This is a genomic window from Solibacillus sp. FSL H8-0523 (assembly GCF_038051985.1).
Lineage (GTDB): Bacteria > Bacillota > Bacilli > Bacillales_A > Planococcaceae > Solibacillus.
Map to the genome: position 1 here is coordinate 2,052,354 of NZ_CP150291.1, position 22,653 is coordinate 2,075,006.

24 protein-coding genes are annotated in these 22,653 nt (G+C 38.5%); 18 read left to right on the top strand and 6 right to left on the bottom strand.

Annotated features, from left to right (window positions below; all coding sequences use genetic code 11):
• The first annotated feature begins 5 nt into the window (after positions 1–5).
• Genes NSQ62_RS10265 through msrB form a run of 3 tightly spaced genes read left to right on the top strand, consistent with a single transcriptional unit; the run spans position 6 to position 1,546 of the window.
• A complete protein-coding gene (locus tag NSQ62_RS10265) occupies positions 6–578 on the top strand; it encodes a YpmS family protein (RefSeq protein ID WP_341323832.1) in 573 nt (190 codons plus the stop codon).
• A gap of 12 nt (positions 579–590) precedes the next feature.
• Positions 591–1,118, top strand: coding sequence for a peptide-methionine (S)-S-oxide reductase MsrA (msrA, locus tag NSQ62_RS10270; protein ID WP_341323833.1), 528 nt, complete (start codon positions 591–593; stop codon positions 1,116–1,118).
• On the top strand, positions 1,118–1,546 hold the full coding sequence (gene msrB / locus NSQ62_RS10275) for a peptide-methionine (R)-S-oxide reductase MsrB (protein WP_341323834.1): 429 nt from the start codon (positions 1,118–1,120) through the stop codon (positions 1,544–1,546). The genes msrA and msrB overlap by 1 nt, the downstream gene beginning before the upstream one ends.
• Before the next feature lie 131 nt (positions 1,547–1,677).
• Here the strand turns inward: msrB and NSQ62_RS10280 are convergent, their stop codons facing one another.
• Complete coding sequence (locus NSQ62_RS10280) at positions 1,678–3,465, bottom strand: methyl-accepting chemotaxis protein (RefSeq protein ID WP_341323835.1); 1,788 nt, start codon at positions 3,463–3,465, stop codon at positions 1,678–1,680.
• Between the two features lie 94 nt (positions 3,466–3,559).
• Between NSQ62_RS10280 and NSQ62_RS10285 the strand changes: the two genes are divergently transcribed.
• The 3 genes from NSQ62_RS10285 (at position 3,560) to NSQ62_RS10295 (ending at position 5,304) form a co-directional block, all read left to right on the top strand.
• On the top strand, positions 3,560–3,784 hold the full coding sequence (locus NSQ62_RS10285; protein WP_341323836.1) for a YozE family protein: 225 nt from the start codon (positions 3,560–3,562) through the stop codon (positions 3,782–3,784).
• A gap of 192 nt (positions 3,785–3,976) precedes the next feature.
• Complete coding sequence (gene deoD / locus NSQ62_RS10290) at positions 3,977–4,684, top strand: purine-nucleoside phosphorylase (RefSeq protein ID WP_341323837.1); 708 nt, start codon at positions 3,977–3,979, stop codon at positions 4,682–4,684.
• Between the two features lie 242 nt (positions 4,685–4,926).
• Entirely contained in the window at positions 4,927–5,304 is a 378-nt protein-coding gene (locus NSQ62_RS10295) for a PH domain-containing protein (protein ID WP_341323838.1), read from the top strand.
• 172 nt (positions 5,305–5,476) lie between these two features.
• On the opposite strand, the gene NSQ62_RS10300 is transcribed toward NSQ62_RS10295, so the two are convergent.
• The gene (locus tag NSQ62_RS10300) at positions 5,477–6,199 is read right to left on the bottom strand and encodes a ZIP family metal transporter (protein ID WP_341323839.1); all 723 of its coding nucleotides are present in this window, start codon (positions 6,197–6,199) and stop codon (positions 5,477–5,479) included.
• A 157-nt stretch (positions 6,200–6,356) separates the two neighbouring features.
• Here NSQ62_RS10300 and NSQ62_RS10305 point away from each other — a divergent pair, with 157 nt between their 5' ends.
• From NSQ62_RS10305 to NSQ62_RS10315, 3 genes are all read left to right on the top strand, one after another.
• A complete protein-coding gene (locus tag NSQ62_RS10305) occupies positions 6,357–7,871 on the top strand; it encodes an SH3 domain-containing protein (protein WP_341323840.1) in 1,515 nt (504 codons plus the stop codon).
• Positions 7,872–8,067: 196 nt separating this feature from the next.
• On the top strand, positions 8,068–9,855 hold the full coding sequence (locus NSQ62_RS10310) for an S-layer homology domain-containing protein (protein WP_341323841.1): 1,788 nt from the start codon (positions 8,068–8,070) through the stop codon (positions 9,853–9,855).
• Positions 9,856–10,007: 152 nt separating this feature from the next.
• Positions 10,008–10,838, top strand: a complete 831-nt coding sequence (locus NSQ62_RS10315; RefSeq protein WP_341323842.1) for an aldo/keto reductase — start codon at positions 10,008–10,010, stop codon at positions 10,836–10,838.
• A gap of 105 nt (positions 10,839–10,943) precedes the next feature.
• Here NSQ62_RS10315 and NSQ62_RS10320 read toward each other — a convergent pair whose 3' ends face one another.
• Both NSQ62_RS10320 and NSQ62_RS10325 read right to left on the bottom strand, forming a co-directional pair.
• Entirely contained in the window at positions 10,944–11,252 is a 309-nt protein-coding gene (locus NSQ62_RS10320) for a gamma-type small acid-soluble spore protein (protein WP_341323843.1), read from the bottom strand.
• A 75-nt stretch (positions 11,253–11,327) separates the two neighbouring features.
• On the bottom strand, positions 11,328–11,615 hold the full coding sequence (locus NSQ62_RS10325; protein WP_341323844.1) for a transposase: 288 nt from the start codon (positions 11,613–11,615) through the stop codon (positions 11,328–11,330).
• Between the two features lie 138 nt (positions 11,616–11,753).
• On the opposite strand from NSQ62_RS10325, the gene NSQ62_RS10330 reads away from it, so the two are divergent.
• The 7 genes from NSQ62_RS10330 to NSQ62_RS10360 all read left to right on the top strand — a co-directional run bounded on the left by NSQ62_RS10330 (position 11,754) and on the right by NSQ62_RS10360 (position 19,182).
• Complete coding sequence (locus NSQ62_RS10330) at positions 11,754–12,218, top strand: RND transporter (protein WP_341323845.1); 465 nt, start codon at positions 11,754–11,756, stop codon at positions 12,216–12,218.
• Between the two features lie 479 nt (positions 12,219–12,697).
• A complete protein-coding gene (locus tag NSQ62_RS10335) occupies positions 12,698–13,045 on the top strand; it encodes a DUF3139 domain-containing protein (RefSeq protein WP_341323846.1) in 348 nt (115 codons plus the stop codon).
• A 69-nt stretch (positions 13,046–13,114) separates the two neighbouring features.
• Positions 13,115–13,960: a DUF6612 family protein gene (locus NSQ62_RS10340; RefSeq protein WP_341323847.1), complete on the top strand. Its 846-nt coding sequence runs from the start codon at positions 13,115–13,117 to the stop codon at positions 13,958–13,960.
• Positions 13,961–14,129: 169 nt separating this feature from the next.
• The gene (locus tag NSQ62_RS10345; RefSeq protein WP_341323848.1) at positions 14,130–15,632 is read left to right on the top strand and encodes a S41 family peptidase; all 1,503 of its coding nucleotides are present in this window, start codon (positions 14,130–14,132) and stop codon (positions 15,630–15,632) included.
• A 59-nt stretch (positions 15,633–15,691) separates the two neighbouring features.
• Positions 15,692–16,591: a CobW family GTP-binding protein gene (locus NSQ62_RS10350; RefSeq protein WP_341323849.1), complete on the top strand. Its 900-nt coding sequence runs from the start codon at positions 15,692–15,694 to the stop codon at positions 16,589–16,591.
• Positions 16,592–16,774: 183 nt separating this feature from the next.
• Complete coding sequence (locus NSQ62_RS10355) at positions 16,775–17,689, top strand: CAP domain-containing protein (RefSeq protein WP_341323850.1); 915 nt, start codon at positions 16,775–16,777, stop codon at positions 17,687–17,689.
• A 416-nt stretch (positions 17,690–18,105) separates the two neighbouring features.
• Entirely contained in the window at positions 18,106–19,182 is a 1,077-nt protein-coding gene (locus NSQ62_RS10360; RefSeq protein ID WP_341323851.1) for an undecaprenyldiphospho-muramoylpentapeptide beta-N-acetylglucosaminyltransferase, read from the top strand.
• 185 nt (positions 19,183–19,367) lie between these two features.
• Here NSQ62_RS10360 and NSQ62_RS10365 read toward each other — a convergent pair whose 3' ends face one another.
• Positions 19,368–20,168 (bottom strand): cupin domain-containing protein, encoded by an 801-nt coding sequence (locus NSQ62_RS10365; RefSeq protein WP_341323852.1) that lies wholly within the window; start codon positions 20,166–20,168, stop codon positions 19,368–19,370.
• Positions 20,169–20,312: 144 nt separating this feature from the next.
• Here NSQ62_RS10365 and NSQ62_RS10370 point away from each other — a divergent pair, with 144 nt between their 5' ends.
• Positions 20,313–20,648 carry a L,D-transpeptidase gene (locus NSQ62_RS10370; RefSeq protein WP_341320066.1) on the top strand — a complete coding sequence of 112 codons (336 nt, stop codon included), beginning with the start codon at positions 20,313–20,315 and terminating at the stop codon, positions 20,646–20,648.
• A gap of 97 nt (positions 20,649–20,745) precedes the next feature.
• Here the strand turns inward: NSQ62_RS10370 and NSQ62_RS10375 are convergent, their stop codons facing one another.
• Complete coding sequence (locus NSQ62_RS10375) at positions 20,746–21,294, bottom strand: GNAT family protein (RefSeq protein ID WP_341320067.1); 549 nt, start codon at positions 21,292–21,294, stop codon at positions 20,746–20,748.
• Between the two features lie 385 nt (positions 21,295–21,679).
• Between NSQ62_RS10375 and dapF the strand changes: the two genes are divergently transcribed.
• Positions 21,680–22,636: a diaminopimelate epimerase gene (gene dapF, locus NSQ62_RS10380; RefSeq protein ID WP_341320068.1), complete on the top strand. Its 957-nt coding sequence runs from the start codon at positions 21,680–21,682 to the stop codon at positions 22,634–22,636.
• Positions 22,637–22,653 lie beyond the last annotated feature (17 nt).

Here is a 22,653-nt window from a genome sequence, read left to right on the forward strand (position 1 = left end):
GCAGCATGAATAGATGGAAGGTTGCGTTTTTAGTGTTAGCAGGCGCGGTACTGTTGTCGCTTGTTAGTATCGTGTATTTTGCAACCTCAGACGTCAAGCAGGCAAGTCCAAACGAGCCGCTTGAGCTAGAGGGAAATATATTAACCGTTCAGACAACCGCGCAGGAGTTCGAATCCATCGCCAAGCAGTATTTAAACGATGCGATGAAAAAATCACCAGTACCGGTGGAGCTCGTTGTTGACGAAAAGATTTACTTATATAGTACGCTAACGGTATTTAATATTGATATTCCGATTCAAATGGATTTTAACCCCGTTGTAAGTGATGGCAATATTTTATTACAGCAAGAGGCTGTACATGTCGGTAAGTTAAATATTCCACCAAAAACAGTATTAAAGTTAATGCAAGACTCGGTTGATTTCCCGTCTTGGATTACGGTTCAGCCAAATGATGAGCAAATTTACGTGGATTTATCGCGTATTAATATCGCCAGTGGGTCTCGTGTTCGCGCACAGGAAATTGATTTAGCCAATGATAAAATTGTGTTACAAGTCGTCATTCCAAACGAAGAAAACTAAGGGGGTAATCTCATGACATTACAACAAGCAACATTTGCAGGCGGTTGTTTTTGGTGTATGGTAAAGCCGTTTGATACACAGCCAGGAATTATTGAAGTCGTATCAGGCTATACAGGTGGCCATACAAAAAATCCTACATACGAACAAGTATGCAGTGAAACTACGGGGCATTTGGAAGCCGTACAAATTACATTTGATCCAGACATTTACCCATATGAAAAATTGGTGGAGCTGTACTGGACGTTAATCGATCCAACTGATGCAGGTGGTCAGTTTTTTGATCGCGGTGAATCCTATACAACGGCAATTTTTTATCATGATGATGTTCAGCGTCAAATTGCGGAGCTATCTAAGGCGAAACTTGAAGCGAGTGGGAAATTCCACGCACCAATCGCGGTCAAACTTTTACCTGCCAAGCCATTTTATGCAGCAGAGGATTATCATCAGCACTATTACAAAAAGAATCCAACCCATTATGAGCGCTATTCAGTGGGCTCAGGACGCGCGGGATTCATCGAACAAAACTGGGGGAAACGCTAATGGATAAAAATGAACGCTTAAAACAATTAACGGAAATGCAGTACCATGTTACACAAAATCAAGGAACTGAGCCACCATTCCGTAACGAATACCACGATGTCTTCGAAGAGGGGATTTATGTAGATATCATTTCAGGGAAGCCTTTATTCAGCTCAACTGACAAGTTTGATGCAGGCTGTGGCTGGCCTTCGTTTTCAAAGCCAATCGATGCACCAGAAGTAACAGAGCATTTTGATACAACACACGGCATGCGCCGCGTGGAAGTACGTAGTAAAACAGCTGATTCGCATTTAGGTCACGTGTTTCCAGATGGTCCGCGTGAAATGGGGGGCTTACGCTACTGCATTAACTCAGCAGCGCTACGCTTTGTGCCAGTAACGGATTTAGAAAAAGAAGGCTACGCCGAGTATCTTTCATTATTCAAATAAAAAACTCGCTTCCAGTTGAACATTCAACTGGGAGCGAGTTTTTTAGATTTTAAGGAATCGAAAGTGGTAGTTCGCTTACTTTCTAGTCGGGCTCTCCAAAGCTTGTCGGGGCTGAACGGGCGCTTTTGTCCTTAAATTTTAAACTGTCCAACGACGCTACGTAAATCATCTGCTTGTGCGGCAAGCTCTACTGCAGAGGCATTGATTTCCTGCATCGATGCGGAGCCTTGTGTAGCAGCGGCTGCGCTACGTTCTGTATTGATTGCGGTATTTTCGGCAATCGCAGAAACATGCACGAATGAAGCTGTTACATCTTGTGAATTTGTTAAGGTTTGCTCGATTTGGCTTACCATGGTTGTTAAAATTTCAGACGTTTTTTCCGTCTGTTGTAAAATGTTTTGCAGGGAATCGGTCGTTTCGTTTGTTACTTCCACCCCGCGAATAACTTTTTGTACACCTGTTTGATTTTGCGTAATAATCGAGTTTACTTCGCTTTGAATCGAACCAACAATTGTTGATACTTCGCTCGCAGCGCGCTGTGATTGCTCAGCAAGCTTACGAACCTCATCGGCTACGACTGCAAAGCCTCGTCCATGCTCACCAGCGCGCGCAGCTTCGATTGCTGCGTTAAGTGCTAGTAAGTTCGTTTGCTCAGCAATGGCTGTAATTGTGCCAATGATCGAGGTAATGTCATCAGATTTACGTCCTAAGTTTTCGACTGTAGCAGAGGTAGAGGCCATTGTTTCCTCAATCTCTAACATCACATTCGATGATTGTGTCACCGAGTCACTGCCCAGATGTGCGGCTTGTTGCATCGCAGTAGCGGCCAGTTGGACTTCTAGTGCCTTATCATTTAATTCGTACATCGAACTTTCTAGCTTTTGCATTTCATTTGCTGCTTTTCCGATGCTCGATAAAATTTCGTGACTATCACCGGCGATGTCCTGTGTTGAGTTAGCAATCGAATCAATTGTGCGTGCATTTTCGTCGGCAAGCGCCATTAATTCCTCTGAGCTCCCCGATACATTTTCTGCTAAATTTGATACGCGTTTAATGAGTGTAGAAATTGAATCAATTAAAATGTTTGTAGAGCCCGCAATTTCGGCGAATTCATCCTTCGTTTTGACTTTCACGCGACGTGTTAAATCACCACCAGCTTGTGCGATGTCTAATATTGAATTGTTGATCGCAATAGTATTTCGACGAATGGATTTTGATAAAATGTAGCCTAATGAAATCGTTAAAGCCATTGCGACAGCTGCTAAGATGAAGAATGAAATTTTAGAGGCAAGTGCAAATTGCTCAAGTTCTTTAATTGTTTCTTCATTGCGCTGTTGTAAAATGACGATAAGCTTTTCAGTACTTTCATCTATGTATGATTTAAAGCTTTGACTACCGCTTGATTTAAACATTTTCGCGGCGTTATCATAACCATACTTTTGACGTACTTCTATTGTCGATTTAGAATAAGAAAGATAATTCATATAAAATTGCTGAATCATTGCGACAAGCTTCAGTTCTTCCTCTTGATTTTCAAAGGAACCCTGGACGGTTTTTAAATTATTATTAATGATTTCTTGCGTCTCTTCGAATTGCGTTAAATTCTTGTCATCACCAGTAAGTAAATAGGTTTGCTCATGGCTCGACAATTTGGCGATGTCAGACGCTAAACTATTGATTTGCATTTGCTGTGCTAAGTTTTCGTCTGCAAATTCCCGCAAGCTCGTTTGTAATTTTGTGATATTAACATATGATAATATCTGCATAACGAGGATAATTGCCATTAAAACGGAGAAGGCGAGTATGATTCTCCCACGAATCAGACGGATGAATTTAAAATTGGATTTCTTCGTTTTTTGCTTTTTGGTAGGTTTCTCTGTAATATGTTTCTTTTTCTTTGTTTTACGCAAAAAATTCACCAACTTTCTGAAAAATCAATATTTTATTATTTTACTACATTAATTGGAAATTTACACTAATAATTGGAATAAATTAAAAATGGGAGGAAAAATATTGAAAAAGTCATTTTATCACTATGCATTAACGTTTAGAGGAGGAGATTGGGATGATTGTAAAGTTCGATTCGCAGAAAGTATGTTTGTTGATCACGGATTTCCAAAAGTATCGGAAGACTTCCACGAACTATCGAACTATATAGAAATGCAATTCAATGAGTATTTGACAACAGAAGCATTTGATGAACTGTGGGATTTGTATGAATTAAAGTTTCACAGTTAATGAAATATTTGCTTACTTTAAAGGACGTTGGGTATAGTTAGGGGAGTATAAATAGGGTGCTCTGTTCGTTAAGAGATTTAGAGACAACTAATAAAATGACAGACTTTTTCACAAAGAAAGACGTCTAACGATTGAATATTTATACGAAACCGTTTACAATCTAAATGAATGATGATGAAAGAGGGTTTATAAATGAGCGTTCATATTAATGCCAAACAAGGCGAAATTGCAGAAATCGTATTATTACCAGGAGATCCATTACGTGCAAAATATATTGCAGAAACGTTTTTAGAAGACGTTGTTCAATACAACGAAGTACGTAACATCTTAGGTTACACAGGTACTTACAAAGGCAAGCGCATCTCTGTACAAGGGACAGGAATGGGTGTACCATCGATTTCAATCTATGCTACAGAGCTTATGCAAGAATACGGTGTACAAAAATTAATCCGTGTTGGTACTTGCGGCGCAATCCAAAAAGATGTAAAAGTTCGTGACGTTATCATTGCACAAACTTCATCTACTGACTCAAATTTAAACCGCGTAATCTTCGGTGGCAGCATCGACTACGCACCAACAGCTGACTTTGATTTATTATTAAAAGCTTACAACGCTGCAAAAGCTGCAGATTTAAACGTACGTGTAGGGAACATCTTCACAGCAGATATGTTCTACTCGGACGAAGCACAAAATGAAAAACTAGCACAATACGGCGTACTAGCTGTAGAAATGGAAACATCAGCACTTTACACATTAGCTGCTAAATTCGGCCGTCAAGCACTTACTGTCTTAACAGTATCTGACCACATCTTAACAGGTGAAGTAACTACATCTGAAGAGCGTCAAACTACTTTTAATGACATGATGATTATTGCACTAGAAGCTGCGATTCAAGAGTAGTTGTAGCAAGGGTTTGTGAGTTACCAATAGTTGGCGAGTGACCAAAAGAGACCAAAGTGATTTTTCACAGGTTATCGAAAAGGTTACTCGCCTTTTCTTTTTGTTCATTGTCAATAAGGCTCTATGTGTAAGCGACATATAAATTTGAAATAAGCCGATTTTTAGTAATGAGTTATTAGGTGTCAGTATTATAAATGTGATAAGCTTGAAGGAGAAATATTAACTTTAAAGGGAGCGGTCAGTTGGGAATTTTCGATGGTTTGATGGGAAACGCTAGTGAACTGAATGTAGACCATGTACAAAAGGAAATTAAGGATATATTGACTAGAAGCGAGAATGTTAAGAACGCTTATAAAGTGATTAGAGATACATTCGTATTTACAGACAAAAGATTAATATTAATTGATAAGCAAGGCGTTACGGGGAAGAAAACGGAGTATCTATCTATTCCGTATAAGAGTATTGTGAGTTTTTCTGTTGAAACAGCGGGTACATTCGATTTAGATGCGGAGTTAAAGATATGGGTGTCGGGTAATAGCGTTCCTATACAAAAAAAATTCAATAAGTCTACTAACATTTACGATGTGCAACGTGTACTTGCGGAATACGTATTAAGTTAAAATGAGAGTAAATTGCGATCAACGCTTAATGTTGGTCGTTTTCTTTTTGGCCATCACTGACATTTACTATGAGACGCATCGAGATTCGGTTATGCGGATAGTTGTACGACTCGAATCGTTAGGATTAAGAGTTTCTGCCATTAAAATGCGCTAGAGGGATTTAATAAAAACCTTATATGAGATTTAAATATACCCATATAATAAGGGTTCCTATGCCTGTCATTAATAAACTGTATACTACTGAAGATTGATTCAATGCTTCAAAGTATATCTCTTTAATCGTGACTATAATCATCATACCAATTGCAGAACTAATGATAAGAGACCACAAAAGTGGGTGATCCAGTCCAATATTACTCCCTAAAATTGCACCCATTCCAACAGGCAAAGAAACGATAATGGCAAAAAGAACAGACGCATGAAATTTAACTTTAGCTAAAAATAATGGCGTAAACATGGCAATACCTTCTGGAATATTATGCAAAATGATCGTTTGAAGTACTGAATTGCTTAGTCCCATATTCTGACTTGAACCAAAAGCAATACCTAATGGAAAATTATGTAGGGAAATGCTAAACATAAGAAATAGACCAGTGCGAATGTATAAATTTTCATTTTGTTTATCAGTGTCTCTAAAAATCCTATGAGATGCTTTATGGATAATAAAAAAAAGGAATATTCCCGTTAAAAAGCCTGTAATAAATAAAATCCAACCGCCTAATTTAATACTTTCAGGTACAATTTCAAAATAGACTAATCCAATAATCATTCCTGCACATAAGGCATACGTGGTTGCGATACTTTGTTGAAACCTATTAAGAAATAGCGCTATTAATCCACCGATACTAAGCCCTATTGTCGTTGTAACAAAACCAATAAATCCTAAATAATACATACAGCACTCCTTTTTGAATATATAAACATATATGGTGAATCAGGAGTATTTATTCAAATAAAAGCAAAAACGAACGTATTCCCCCTATCTCAAATATTGGGAATATGATAACATGTGTCTGAATCTCTTAATTTTAGAAAAGAAAGGAAGTGCGGATTTGAAAAAGATATTGAAACCATTAATTAGTGTTATTGCCATTGGTGCCCTCTCTCTGTCTATCAATCTAGATAACAATGTATCAGCTAATGAAATTGCAAATACATGTAAGTATGATTCGACATCGAAAGTTAACCCTGATTATTCAACAATGAACTGTTTGTTAACCGAAACTGCATTGATTTATGATGTTCCGCCTGAAATTGTGAAGGCAATAGCGGAAGGCGAAAGTGGAAATTGGCGTCATTTCGATGTGAATGGTGAAGCGATTGTAACAGCTGATAATGGAATTGGCATTATGCAAATTACAAATCAAGCCGACTACAATCAAGATAGACTAAAAAGCGATCTTGTCTATAATATTCGAGCGGGTGTAGAGACGCTTAATAAAATGTTTAAGCGGAAGGATTTGCCTAGCATCAACGGAGGGGAAAAAAATGTACTGGAACATTGGTACTTCGCTATCATGGCTTATAACGGTACGAAGCCAGTAAATAGTCCAATTATCCAAGCAACTGGTGAAAGAAATGCAACTGCCTATCAAGAAAAAATTCTTCAAATCATCGAGAAATTGGAATTACTAGACTTAACAGTGCCGCATTTTTCACGCGAACATTTTCAATATGACTCTAGCAGCAAGGAAAATATTAAATTTTCAGAAATGAACTATGATTTTGATTTACCATATACAAAATCAAAGTATTTTTTTGAAACAAATCAAAAAGTTATTGTAACTACTAAAAACATTAGGGAAAGACCTACTACGGATAGTCAGACTGTAGGGACATTACGTGAAGGTGAAACGGTTACCATTACAGGTCCTTTTGAATATGAAGAAGTACCAACAAAGACAAACCATTTTGTTTGGTATCCAGTAAAAAGAAATGACGGCACCAAAGGGTATGTAGCATCAAGTTATTTAAGCGACGCTGCTTTACCATCTACAACTCCAGTTAATACGAGTAAGGACTTTTCATCTTACGCTAAAAAGTTTGCCGACTTCAGTACTACAGCTTGGTGGAGAGATGATATGATTTGGGCCATCGACCGAGGTTTAATTAGTGGTTACGGTAACGTATGGAACGCAAAAACAAAGAAATACGAAACGCAGTTACAACCGAACACACAATTAACAGAAGCTCACTTCCTAACAATCTTCTTCCGTTTCGCTCAAAAAGTTGAATTAGCAAGTGTAAAAAACACATCGACTTGGAATAAAAGTGGGTTATACAATATGGCGAAAAAGTACAAAATGCCTGTACTAGCGAATGAAGAATCTACAGCCTCTAAAGGTCTTGCGGATAAAGGCATTAGACGTGGTAAATTGGCACAACTGATGGCATCTTACTACTATGGGAATAAAGTAAGTGAAAACGAAGCTATTCAATTTTTCTTAGATAATGGGATTACTACAGCTACATCAATCGGTAGCTATAACCGTGACGAAATTTTAACTCGTTCTCAAATATCAGCGTTTATTCAAAGATATGAATCATTCGTATCAAAGCAAAAATAATGAAATTTAGAAACGGTTGCGTTAATTGCAATCGTTTTTTGAATTTTACGGCTGATAATATTGTATAGGAGCTAACCACTATACCATCATTATTATGTAATAGGGTTATGAAGGTGAAATATTTTTTTGATTTTTGAAACATTTCCATTATTTACACGTAAATGAATATAAAGCTATCTAATAGGGGGTAAAGAAGATGAAGAAAAAAATGTTTACAACTGTTTTAGCGTCAGCAATAGCAATTCCTGCAGTCGTTGTACCAGTAAGTGCGGATACGGTATTTACGGATATTTCACCTATGAGCGAATATGCGGAGGCTGTGCAATTTTTATCGGCAGAAAAATTGATTACAGGATATAGTGATCACACATTCCGACCAGAACAATCGATTTCGCGTCAACATGTCATCTCGATCATTAACAATGCAGTGGATTTAACGCCAATACGAGAAGCAAAGGCGTTCTCTGATGTTCCGACAAATCACCCGTATTCCGAAGCAATTCAAAAAGCATACCGTGCAGGCATTATTGATGGCTATGAAGATAGCACATTTAAACCAGACCAAGCAATTACACGAGCACAAGCAGCAAAAGTAATGGCACTCGCGTTTAAACTACAACCCGGTGAAAAGGTTACATTCCAAGATGTGGCGAAAAACCATTGGAGCATGCCATATATACAAGCCTTTGCTAGTAGTGGTGTTACTACGACTGGTCTGTTCCATCCAAACGACCAACTGACGAGAGGGCATTATGCGCTATTTTTATATCGCTTAATATCTAGTGAGGAGGCAGTCATGCCAAACTACAGTGGTAATTGGAGTGGTACATTAGACATTCCACAAAGTCCGTTAAATATTCAATTGCATTTATCTGAAGACGGGACAGGGACATTCTCTGTACCGGCGCAAGCGTTAAAAAACCATCCGATCAAATCGGTAACACAAACAGGTAACAAACTACGTGTAGAAATTAATCTACCAGGTGCACCAATTGTCATTGAAGGTACTGTGGAGCAAGAAAAAATTAGTGCAACATTCTCACAAAGCGGCATGGAGCTACCAATCACATTAACACCTTTTGTACCTGAGGAAGTAGAAGTGACATATGACGAGCTAGTAATTCCCGTAACGGGCGGAGAATTGAAAGTGGCGCTTCAAATGCCAACTGAACAAAGTGCACCAGTTCCAGTTGGGATAATTATCGCCGGTTCAGGTCCAACAACGAAGGATGGAAATACTGCTATTGGTGAAAATAATAGCTACAAAATGCTGGCAGAAGAGTTAGCAGAAAAAGGGATTGCGACAATTCGCTATGATAAGCGTGGAATCGGTGAAAATACCGCGCTCGTTGCCAAAGAAGAAGACTTAGTATTTGATTTGTACGCACAGGACGTGGAGAGAATCGTCAAAGCAATAAATGCCGATCCAAGATTTTCTACAGTCCACGTTATTGGACACAGTGAAGGCTCATTAGTCGGAATGGTTGCGGCAACTTCAACGAAAGTAGATTCGGTTATTTCGCTCGCTGGTGCTGGACGTCCAGTTGACGACATATTGATTGAACAGTTAACACCACAGCTATCGGAAGAATTACTGAAAGCAAGTAAGAACATTTTAGCCGTGTTGAAAAAAGGCGATAAAGTTGAAACGGTACCAGAAAGCTTATATTCATTATTTAGACCTTCAGTTCAACCATATATGATTTCTTGGCTACAATACGACCCTTCGGAGATTTTAAAGTCTCTAGATGTGGAAACGTTAATTATTCAAGGGAAAAACGATGTCCAAGTAAAAGTGAGCGATGCTGAACGCTTAAGCGCAGCGAAGCCTTCTGCAAAACTCCAATATTTTGACACGATGAATCACGTACTAAAAGATTCCCCAACGGATCTGGCAGGAAATATTGCGACTTATACCAACCCAACACTGCCACTTGCTGAAGGACTTGTTGACAGTATTAGCTCGTTTATTTTAAAAAAGTAATTTGTAACAGATCAATAACTAACCACGTGGCAATGTACGCTGCTACGCGGTTAGTTGTTTTTGTAGGGTAAATGCTAACTTCCTACAATTCGCCATATGCATTTCCCTACCATTCATGGTAAATTATTGACAAGAGAAGGAGTGGATAAAAAATGACAATTACAACAAAAACATTAGCAAACGGCGTAGAAATGCCTCTTATCGGCTACGGAACATTCCGCATGAAGGACCATGATGTGGCGTATAAGGGGGTATCACAGGCATTAGAGCTTGGCTACCGTCATCTTGATACAGCGGCCATTTATGCGAATGAAGAAGCGGTGGGACGCGCCATTAAGGATGCGAACATTGCACGTGAGGAGTTGTTTATTACGACAAAGGTTTGGAATAGCGATCAAGGCTATGACCAAACATTAAAAGCGTTTGAAACATCACTACAAAAGCTAGGGTTAGATTATGTAGATCTTTACTTAATTCACTGGCCGAAATCGACAATGAAAGATACGTACCGTGCACTAGAGCGCCTGTATGAAGAAAAGCTAATTCGTGTACCGGGTGTTTCTAATTTCCATCGCCATCATTTAGACGAGCTGTTTACATCATGCAATGTTTCGCCAATGGTCAATCAAATCGAAGTTCATCCGTCATTATCACAGATGGATTTACGCGCGTACTGTACACAGCATGACATCGCGGTAACATCTTGCGCGCCACTTGGAACGGGGATTGTGTTTACACATCCAATCATTAAGCGTCTTGCGGCCAAATATGAAAAAACACCTGCACAAATTATTCTACGCTGGCAGCTTGAAGTGGGCAATATCGCCATTCCAAAATCAGTGACGAAGGAACGCCTAGAAGAAAACTTAAAGGTGTTTGATTTTGCATTAACAGCAAATGAAGTCGCTGAAATGGCAACATTAAATACATGCCATCGTACAGGCACAAATCCTGATGATGGCTATATCAATCCGAATTTCTAAGAGTTATTTAGAAACGACCAACACATTTTTCGTTGGTCGTTTCTTTTTAATGATTCTGCGCAAAATAAAACAACCGGCAAAAAGATGCCGGCTGTATAATCTGACTTACTGATTATTATTTTGGTTATTGTTGTTTGAAAAACGGCCAGAAGCTTGCTGTTTTTTCGCTTCGGCTTGTTGGTTTTGCTGACGTACTTGGTTCACGTCTGTTTCCTGTCCAAATTCTACATTTTTAGAATTCGAATTTTGGAAACGATTGCTTGAAAATAACCCAGAAGCGCGTTGTTTTTTTGCTTCCGCTTGTTGATTCTGTTGTTTAATTTCGTTTACATCTGTGTCGCGCCCAAACTCGGTATTCATTTTTTTCTTGAAGTTAAGGTTGTTGTTGTTATTGTTATTATTATTGTTTGACATCGTCTTCACCTCCTACAAGTAGTCTGTACAGAGGTGTTTTTTTTATTCTGTAAAAAATTTGTGCTGCAGCTTTCCTCATCTTTCTTTCCACGTCAGGAGCATCAGCCTGTAAATAACGAATACACCAACATACGCACCTGCAATTAAAAACACTTCATTTAAAAATAGGGCATGGATGGAGGTCATAAATACGGCATCATCGACAATGATTTGATAGATGGATGTAGCGGCAATCCCGCCGAAAATGATCGTGGAAAGAAGAGCAAACCCATTAAAAACTATTTTTACTTTATCGCTTTTTTGCACAAGATAAAGCATAACAAGTGGGACAACAATGCTGGAAATGACAAGTAAGGCTTTCAAAATCGCACTCCTTTTTATTGTCCTAGTATGTGCTTTTAAAATAGAACTAAACAAATGGAAATACACTTAAAATCATGATAAGAAGTTGTTATGGAAATGCCTTCTTTATCAAATAATGAGGGAAAAGGAGCTGAGTGAATGAGTAAAGAAGTAGGGAAAATATTTGTGGAAAGATTAACGAATAATAGCGATCCGTTATCGAACATTGTCACCGTGCACCTTTTTTGTGAAAATGCCATTAATAGCCTGATAAAAGCCAAAGCAGTTGGGGTCGAGGATTTTACGAAAAAAAATCGAGGCGACTCCTACATTCCAATCCTGGATTCAAATTATGCCATCAAATTATATTTTGTCTTTTCAATGGGGTTAATCGAGCAAAAACTGTATGAAAATTTAAGGTTGCTGAATAATTGGCGAAATAAAGCCGCGCACAATATTCATGAAGAAATCAAAAGGCTACCGATGGATTTTCATCAATTTAATGAAAAGAAGTCAAAAATTTCAACAGAATCAACTGAAAATGAAATTGTCATCGGTGTGGCATTTGCAACCTATGTGGAACTGCATAAGTTTATTGAAGAAACGTATGAAATAAACTTATAAGTGAGGGGATTTTTAAAAAGCTTTAGCAAATAAAAAAATCATCATCCCGTACTAACGAGAAAGATGACTTGTGATGTAATATTTGAGCGAAACCTTTTGAGAGTTAGTTCTCAAAAGGTTGTGGCTTTTTCTTCCATTCGATTCCGCTCGAAACGCAACCAAATGTCACGATTAATAATAAAACAAATAATGTGTTGTGTAACCAATACGGCATGTAGGCTCCTCTTCTCTTGTTGCTGTCGTTTATTGTGTGTTAAATTATTTTACCATACTAATGAGCCGGCATCTAATTGTACGATTCAGTTAATTCGAGAGCCACCTTTACTCACGTTTATTTGAAGTAGGCAGTAAGCATCCCGCAGTTGTGGCTCATCACCATAATGCGGGGTTGCTTTTACGAATTTAGTCTTACTTTTTTGATTGCTGGGTCACTTGTATAATATATGTAAATATTATACAATAAATAAAGGGCGTTATCTTTGAAAAAAGGGCTGATTGCGCTCATCATCATACTAATGATCGTGCTAATACCAATTAGCTACGTTCAAATTAACAAAGTACTTTTCAAAAATCACGTACTCGATTATTTAACAACCGAGCAGCACTATGAGAAAGCCGATATTCAACAAATTGAAGGGATATGGGGCAAAAAGCTCCCAGCGTTTTATGTGACTGTGATTTTCACGGACGAGCCCAATGTGAGGTATACATATTTTGCGCATGGGAAAGTGCATCAATTTGAATATGAAACATTAGATGGTCAACAGCTTGAACCAGAGCAATTGACCCATTATCAAGAGCCAAACTATAAATACGAACTAAAATAGCTTGAAGTGATAATAATTTGTGAAAAAGGGTATATTTCTATGTGTGCAATAGAAAAGGGGGCAGAACGAATGAAGAAACATTACTTTTTAGCGACATCCGCACTTGCTGTTTTAGCATTAGCAGCGTGTGGCGATACGGCAGCGCCTGTTACAGGGACTCAAGACGAATCTAACTTAACGTTACAGCAAGTATTTGACAAAGCCATTGAACGTCAACAAACATTAAAAAATGTTCATGCAGCTGTTGATATGAAACAAGAGATGGAAATGGAATTTGAAGGGCAACAAATGCTCTTTACAACCGCATCTAATTTTGAAATGGACGCTCAGCAAAGCCCGCTCGCAATGTTTATGACAGGCACGGTAGCGATGGATATGGGCGGCGAAATGATGGAAATGCCACTTGAAATGTATATGACCGAAGCAGATGGATTTTATATGTTAAATGCTGAAGCGAATGAATGGATGAAATTGCCGGATGATCAATACGAGCAAATGTTAGCGCAAACCGGAGCCCAGGCCGATGCTACCGCACAACTTGAACAGTTGAAACAATTTGTCGAAGATTTTGAGTTTAAACAGGACGACAAGAACTATTTACTAACACTTCATGTTGAAGGAGAAAAATTCAAAGAACTCGTTATGGGGCAGCTTGGAACGAGTTTGAGTGAATTGACAGAGCAAAGTGGAGATGTATTTGAAACGATGGCATTTGAAGACTCAAAATATGAGTTAACCATTAATAAAGAAACGTTTGATACCGAAGAAATGACAATGGATTTAACAATATTAATGGATGAGCAAGGCCAGCAATCAAAAATCACAACTGACGCCACTATCAACTATTCGAAATTTGATCAATTAGATGAAATCAAAATACCGGATGAAGTCAAAAACAAAGCGATTTCGGAGTAATAGCTAGCAGTGCAAGAGCAATTTTTGCTCAATTGCACTGCTTTTTTCTTTGTTATGGGAAACCAAATAAAAAAAATAGCGTCTGTTCTTTTCTAACTCCTGGTAAACTGCTATTATTGGTATATGTGTGAAATTAGTCATTGTAAATATGAGAGTGGTGAAAATTGAAATGGAAGAACAAAATCAAAATGGGCAGCAATCAGAAAACAACGAGCAGCAAGTGCAAGCGAAGCCTGCGGGGAAATTTCTTCGTATGAAACCATTTGCTTTAATTATGCTGTTATTCCTTACCATTGTATTAACTGCGGGGTTAACGATTTTTGCCTTAACATTCGGCGAGAAAAAGGTCGTAGAAGTAAAAGTCCCAGTAGAACGAACTGAATTTAAACAGCTGTACGAGGCGTATGACGCATTAAATGCGAAATACTACGAAGATATCGATCAACAACAAGTAATTCACGGTGCAATTAACGGTATGTTTGATGCACTCGGAGATCCATACTCGGATTATATGGACAAAGAAGAAGCGACATCGTTCAATGAGAATCTGTCATCAAGCTTCCAAGGCATTGGTGCAGAGATTTCGGAACGTAATGGCTACGTGATGATTGTTTCGCCAATCAAAAACACGCCAGCTGAAAAAGCAGGATTACAGCCAAAAGATATGGTATTAGCCGTAGATGGCAAAAGTGTTAAAGGTATGAGCTCTACAGAGGCTGTACTTCTAATCCGTGGTGAAAAGGGAACAGAAGTTACATTAACAATCCAACGTGGTGAGGCAGAACCATTTGATGTTACCATCGTTCGTGACGACATTCCGGTTGAAACGGTCTATGGTGAGCTTGATGAAAATGGCATTGCACACTTCCAAATCACATCATTTAGTGAAAACACTGCAAAAGAATTAGAAATATTAATTAAAGAATTTGATCAACAAGGCATGACTGGCATCATTTTAGATGTTCGTCAAAATCCAGGAGGCTATTTAAAAGCAGCCATCGATATTTCGAACTTGTTCGTTGAATCTGGTAAAAATATTGTACAGATTCAAGAAAAGGGTCAAGAGCCAGCTGTTGTCACAGCAGACAACCGTTCAAAATATAACTTACCAATTACGGTATTAATTGATGAGGGTAGTGCTTCGGCTTCTGAAATTTTAGCAGGTGCGTTAAAAGAATCAATGGGTGCAACGATTGTTGGGTTAACGTCATTCGGTAAAGGCACAATGCAAGAAGTTCTCTACATGGAAGACGGCGCAAACTTAAAATTCACAACAGGTAAATGGCTAACACCAGATGGTAACTGGGTGAACGAAAAGGGAATTAAACCTGATGTAGAAGTGAAATACCCAGATTATGCCTCACTACCATATGTAGATCCAGCGCAGACGTTTGAAGCAGGGGCAACACATCCAATGATTCAAACGGCTGAACGTATTTTAGAAGTGCTTGGCTATGACCCAGGTGAAGTCGATACTACATTCACTGATGAGTCAGTTGACGCATTAAAGCAATACCAAAAAGACCAAGCGTTAGAAGTAACAGGTGTCTTAACGGGTGAAACTACGTATGCATTAATGGATGCGATTAGCGAAAAGCTAAAAACAGATGATCCCCAAATTTTAAAAGCAAAAGAATTATTAGGTGGCAACAAAGCATCTAGTGAAGAATAACACGATGGGCTGGTTTAGGGATAACCTAAGCCGGCCCATTGTATTAAGGACGTGAAGAGATGAAAGACGTATATTTATTTAGTGGATTTTTAGGCAGTGGGAAAACTTCGATGTTGACGGACACGATTCGTCAATTTAAAGAACAGGGCTTAAAACCGGCAGTTATTATGAACGAGCTTGGAAAACTACCATTTGACTCACAAGCAGTGGAAGAGGATGTCCCATTAAAAGAAATGCTCGAAGGCTGTATTTGCTGCAGTGGCGCGGAGAAAACAGAGGCACAAATTCAATCATTATTACATGATCAAGAGTTTGATGTACTCATTATTGAAACTACAGGTGCCGCACACCCTGTAGAAGCGTTAGATGCGGTGTATTCGCCGTTATTTGCCGATAAACTTAATATTAAAGGTATTGTGACAGTAGCAGACAGCAAGCTGTGGTTAGACCGTGCAAGCCTTACACCGCAAGTACGCTCATTATTTATGGAGCAAATTCGCCACGCGCACCTTTTACTCGCAAACAAATCAGATTTACTAACAGAATCTGAGCAAGCGCAGGTTGTTTATGAACTACAAGGCTTTAACTCAAAGGCCTATCTTTTACAAACAACAAACGGCCGTGTACCACTAAAGCTCCTACAAAACATGCAGTCAACAACGCGCATCGCAAAAGACGACATCGTTTCTGCGCGCATTGGTGAAAGCTTTAACCTTGGCTCACGTTTAATCGAGTTCACGACAAGCTTCACGCAAGAGGATTTTGAGGACTGGGTGCGCAGCTTACCAGAAACCGTTTACCGTATGAAGGGGTATGTGCCGATTGAAGGCATTAAAAACCCAATGTTATTCCAATATGCATACGGTATGGTGCAATGGCTGCCAGAATACGTGAAAATGGCACCGAATTTGGTGATGATCGGTGAAAATATTAAAGACGTACAAGTGATCGGCGAATAGTCGTCAACACCTTTTCAGATGAAAGTGTTGCGTAAATTGGATAAATTTACGCATAATGATAGTGGATAAACCGCTAAAACTAGGCTTATAGATTGGTAAATGGACAACTTACCAATTTATAGGTCATTTTTTTTGAGATTTTGCATGTACGATGGAAACACGAACGAAAGGAGATGTACCAAAATGAAAAAATCAGTTCTAACATTTTGTACAGTATTACTTTTAGCAACGCAAGCGCCTGTTGCCAATGCAGAGGAGGTAAGCGAGAAAGCGAAAGTGAACTACTTCCAATCGGTTTCTGAATATCGATTAAAGGTCAATGCACTATTTAAGATGCAGTGGTCAGTTAAAAAAGTGGCCGTAACCGAACAAGCCGCTCCTAAAGAAACAATTGAGGAAGTAAAGCAACCAACACATACAACACCAAAAGAAACAACAGTGGAAACAAAGCAAGAAGCGCCAAAAGCACCGACACAAGAAGTGAAGCAAGAAGCGCCAAAAGCACCGACACAAGAAGTGAAGCAAGAAGCGCCAAAAGCACCGACACAAGAAGTGAAGCAAGAAGCGCCAAAAGCACCGACACAAGAAGTGAAGCAAGAAGCGCCAAAAGCACCAGCACAAGAAGTTAAACAAGAGGCTCCGAAAGCACCAGCACAAGTACCAACAGAAAGCGTAACGAAGGCAGAGCCTGTAAAACAAGTGACGCCAGCCGCTTCTGATATTGATGTCATTGAACAGCAAGTCGTTGAATTAACTAATAAAGAACGTGCAAAATATAGTTTACCAGCACTTGCGATGGACAAGCCCTTAATGGCTGCAGCGCGTGAAAAATCAAAAGATATGCAAGTGAATAACTACTTCTCACATACATCGCCAACTTACGGTAGCCCGTTTGACCGTTTGAAAGCGTTAGGAATTTCTTACAGATCTGCTGGTGAAAATATTGCCAAAGGTCAAACAAGCGCGGCACAAGTAGTCGAAGCTTGGATGAATTCAGAAGGTCACCGCGCGAACATCTTAAACAAAGATTTCACACATATTGGTGTTGGTTACGTGAAGCAAGGTCATGTATGGACACAACAATTTATTAAAAAATAATGATTAACCGCCTGCTCTAGTTAGAGTGGGCTTTTTGTTTAAACTGTTTAAATGTTCGAATTACTTTATACATATAATAATTTTTTGCCTGTAATGCTACTGAAAATATATGGTTTTAAAGTTCAATGTTGTTAATTTTAGATGAAAAGTTTTCTATGTTCATGAAATATGCTACAATAAAGAGGATAGTTCATAAGATTAGAACAAAATATTGTTTGATTTTGTTTGAAATGTATGAACAATATCTATACTTTTAAAATGAAATGAAAGCCATTATATAACTTTAAAAGCGTACTTGCGACTAGAATAAAATTATATAACTATAGTAAGTTGCGTGACGACAACTGTAGAAAATGCATGAATCGCATACATGTTGCATAAAATGGAATAGTCATATTGTTTGTTAGGAGAAACTTATGAAAGCAAAATCAATTATTTTAACAGGTGGGGGCACAGCTGGTCATGTTTCATTAAATGAAGCGATTATCCCATCATTAGTAGAAGCAGGCTATGATGTGCATTATATCGGCTCACACGAGGGTATTGAAAAAGAATTAATCGGCAACGCCTTCCCGGACATACCGTATCACAGTATTGCAAGTGGGAAATTACGTCGTTACTTCTCGGTACAAAATTTTACCGATCCATTCAAAGTAATGGCCGGCGTGTTACAAGCCTTTTCAATTATTAAAAAGGTGAAGCCAAGCGTTATTTTCTCAAAAGGTGGTTTCGTGTCTGTGCCTGTCGTAGTGGCAGCAAAGTTAGCGAATGTGCCTGTAGTCGTGCATGAATCGGATGTAACACCTGGTTTAGCGAATAAAATCGCCTTACCGTTTGCGTCGCATATTTTCACGGTGTTTAAAGAAACATTAAAGCATTTACAGCAGGACAAAGCGACATGCACCGGCTCAATCATTCGCCAGCAGCTCTTTGAAGGCAATCGCGAGCGCGGTTTAGCGTTTTGTGGCTTTACAGCAGAGAAAAAAGTGATGTTAATTATGGGCGGAAGTTTAGGGTCAGTTGTTGTAAATGATGCCGTGCGTGCCAATTTAAAAAAACTACTTGAACAATACCAAATTATTCACTTATGTGGTAAAGGTAACAAGGATGCCTCGCTAGAAGGGCTTGAAGGTTATCGTCAGTTTGATTATGTAACAGATGAATTACCGGATTTACTTTATGCAGCTGACTTTATCGTGTCACGCGCCGGTTCGAATTCTATTTTCGAATTTTTAGCGCTACACAAGCCGATGCTGTTAATCCCATTATCCGCAGCAAAAAGTCGCGGGGATCAAATTTTAAACGCACGCCTGTTTAAAAAGCAAGGCTTCGCGCATGTATTAGACGAGGATACGATGACAAAAGAGTCATTCTATCAAGCAGTTCAGGACTTAGCAGCGAATTCGGAAGAAATGATCGACAAAATGTTTGATGTCGAACGTCCAAAAACACCAGCAGAAATGGTGTCACTGATTACACAATACGAAAAATAGTGATTTACCGGGGTGACTTAAGCACCTCGGCTTTTTTTTATACAAATTGTTTCTTGAACCGGGCACATTTATTTAGTAGTTGAAATCCATTAACGTTAACACCGCTTTGGGGACTGAAAGTTAGGAATCGATCAGCCCTATTCAATTGAATTGGGCTGATTTTGATTACTATGAGCATGGTTTCTCTACATATTTTTGCTTTGTTGAAGAAGTTTCGATGTCCCTGTACGTTCCCATTCTTCTACTGTTTCATATGCTTGCTCAGGAGAATATCCCTTTCCAACAAGAACACCCATTAGAATAAACTCTTGAAGAATGTGTGTCATATTAATTCCTCTCTTAATATCTTCCAAACCTTCTTTTACCAAAAATTCTGTATGTTTTATCCATTCATCTGGAGTCTTTCCGAAAAGTACTGTGTTCCCATTATCTAAATCTTTTTCCATCGCCATTGCATCTGCTTTCGTCCGATGAACCGTACCATACGGGTGGTTTGGCGGAGCATATATGGAGTATAGTTTTAACGGGATATTCCCTGTATTTGTAAGGTCATGCCACGTTCCAGCGGGGACAAAAATAGCGGAGTCATCAAAGACTTGCCATTGTAAATTTAAATTATCTTTACTTTTCCCCATTTGTGTAATTCCCTGTCCTTGTTCAACTCGTAAGAATTGATCCACATTAGGGTGCATTTCCAAACCGATATTTTCCCCTGGATTTAGACTCATTAATGTGAGTTGCAAATGATTTCCTGTCCATAGTGCTGTACGATACGTATTGTTTTGTTTGGTAGCCTCATTGATATTTATAGCAAATGGGTTTGGCCCAAAATCTTTTAATACATTTCTGCGATCATCATAAAAAGACCCATAAGAACCAAATGCCAACTCATTAGGAATAGCCCAATAGCTAGTAGGATTTCTCTGAGTATGAGTTGATAAATTTGCAAAATGCGGATATTGATACGTATAAGGCACATTGTACATTTTTCTCAATCCCTTCATATTCATTAATATTTATAAATTATATTATGTACGGTAAAAAAATCGGGTACTTATTGATAGTGCTACAAGGAGTTAAACAAATTCCTAAGTTACTTAATACAATATTAAAAAATGGAGTTGATCTTCATGGCGATATGGATTGATGTATCCACATCAAAATATCAATTAAAACTTTTAGATGGAAACAGGCTTATTAAAACTTACCCCATTGCGGTAGGGAAGATATTGTCACCAACACCTCCTGGGACATACACGATTATTAATAAACAACTAAATCCACCCGCACAATTTGGAGTACTTTGGATGGGGTTATCAAAACCTCATTACGGTATACACGGAACAAATAACCCCTCATCAATCGGTAAGAATCTCTCACATGGATGTATTAGGATGTTTAATCATGATGTTCTAGAATTATCATCTAGAGCTCCACTTGGTACCATGGTTTTTATTCACATATAAAACCCCCAGTATTTCAGTTAGGTAATCTGCTATATTGGCCTCCCGTACCTTTAGTAAACAAAAAACCAACAGGAATCGCGCCCTGTTGGTTTTTTGTTTACATTGCTTGCTCTTCTTCTGCATCCTGCGTGTTGGCAGTTGTTAGGTAGAACAAGTCTTTAGGAATTTTGAATAGGCGGAATTTTGTTTCACCCTGATTGATTTCTTCAAATAATGACGGGTTTGAGTGCTCAGCATCAACGACATAAGGTAATTTTAATGCGGCAGCTTGTGAGCGACCGTTTTGTTCGCGAATGCGTAAAAATACCGTATGGAAGTCATAGTTGAAAAATAACTCGTTTAAGAAGGCTAACTTTGCTTTTTGGTTGTAGCCAAAGCCTTGGAAGGGTTGGCCAATCCAAGTACCTAAAAAGCCCGCACCGTCCTGAATATCAAAAATACTAATTGTGCCGATTGGCGTACTCCATTCATCGACAATAGTACGTGAAATCGTTAAGCCGTTTTGCTCTTCTTCGATTAATTGCTTCGTCATAAACAAATACTCTTCAGCAGATGTTGCTTTCTGACGTACGTAAGGAAACACAGATGGATGACGTAATAACTCGTAAAGTTCTGCAGTTTCATGAAGTTCTCTATGTTTTAACATGAGAAACGCCTCCTTTTAAGAAGAAAATGATGGTAGAGCCTGTTGTGAAAATTAAAAAAACCATTTCAAAGTGAAAGGGTTTAATATCCAAAGGCAGCAGTCATTTCGAACTTGATTCAACCTAAAAGAATCTGACGTTAAACTATTGTACGCTAGTCGTGTGTCTCGCTCTATCCTAGACTATGAAAAACAATATCGAAATAAAATTATTATCTACATTTTATTATAATATATCCTCTTCGAGCAACTTTCAAGCTCGAAAACAACATTTTTTTCTCTAAAATGTCTATAAATTCTGACTAATCTTAATTTTCTATTCTTTGTTGTCATAACTATTTTTTGCGCAGTATAATAAAGTAGTAAAAAGATAAAAGGGGGCTAGCAAATGAAACTACTAAAAGTTCACGGTTCAAGTAATACATTTTATCTGTACGAAGCATTATATGATGACAAAACTAATTATGTGCAATTAGCAAAGTGGTTATGCAATAAAAATAATGAAGGTGGCGCAGATGGCTTATTAGTCGTGCTCCCATCACATATGGCCGATGCGAAAATGCGTGTTATTAACGCAGACGGTTCAGAAGCATCCATGTGTGGAAACGGCCTACGCTGTGTCGCGCGTTACGTTTGTGAAAAGCTAGAAGTAAACGAGGCACTAATCGAAACGATGCATGCGAATTTACGCGTGAAAAAAGCGCCATCGATTTTTGAACAGTTACCTACATATGCCGTTGAAATTTCGCCTGTTTCATTCGAACTGGTTTCCTTACCAATGCACTATGATGACAAAACACAAGTTCGTCATGAAACATTAACACGTTTATCGGAAGTTATTCCATTTACAGCGGTATCGGTGCCCAACCCTCATTTAATTGGAATTGTAGCCAAAGAATTTATACAAGATTCAGCACATCAACAACAATTAGCGTCTCAATTAAATGGGGAAAATGATATATGTCCGGACGGGGTCAATGTTAGTTATGTGTATCCATTAACTGAAGCTGAGATTTTTGTTCGTACTTATGAACGAGGCGTTGGCTTTACTAATGCTTGTGGCACAGCGATGACCGCTTCAGCATTAGTGGCACACCTCGAAGGTTATGTGAAGAATCATGTCGTAACCGTGTACAACCCAGGTGGTTTTGTGCAATGTCATGTACAAACAAATGAAAATCACTATAAATTATCATTAATTGGCAATGCAACACTGACCGCACACTATGAAATTGAATATAACAGTAATAAATTTACATTTAAGGATTGTTTTCCTACTGACGAGCAGTTACAATATGAAAAATGTAATAATTTTGTGAAAGTTAAATTAAGTCAATATATTTAGTGGTGACGATTTATTAA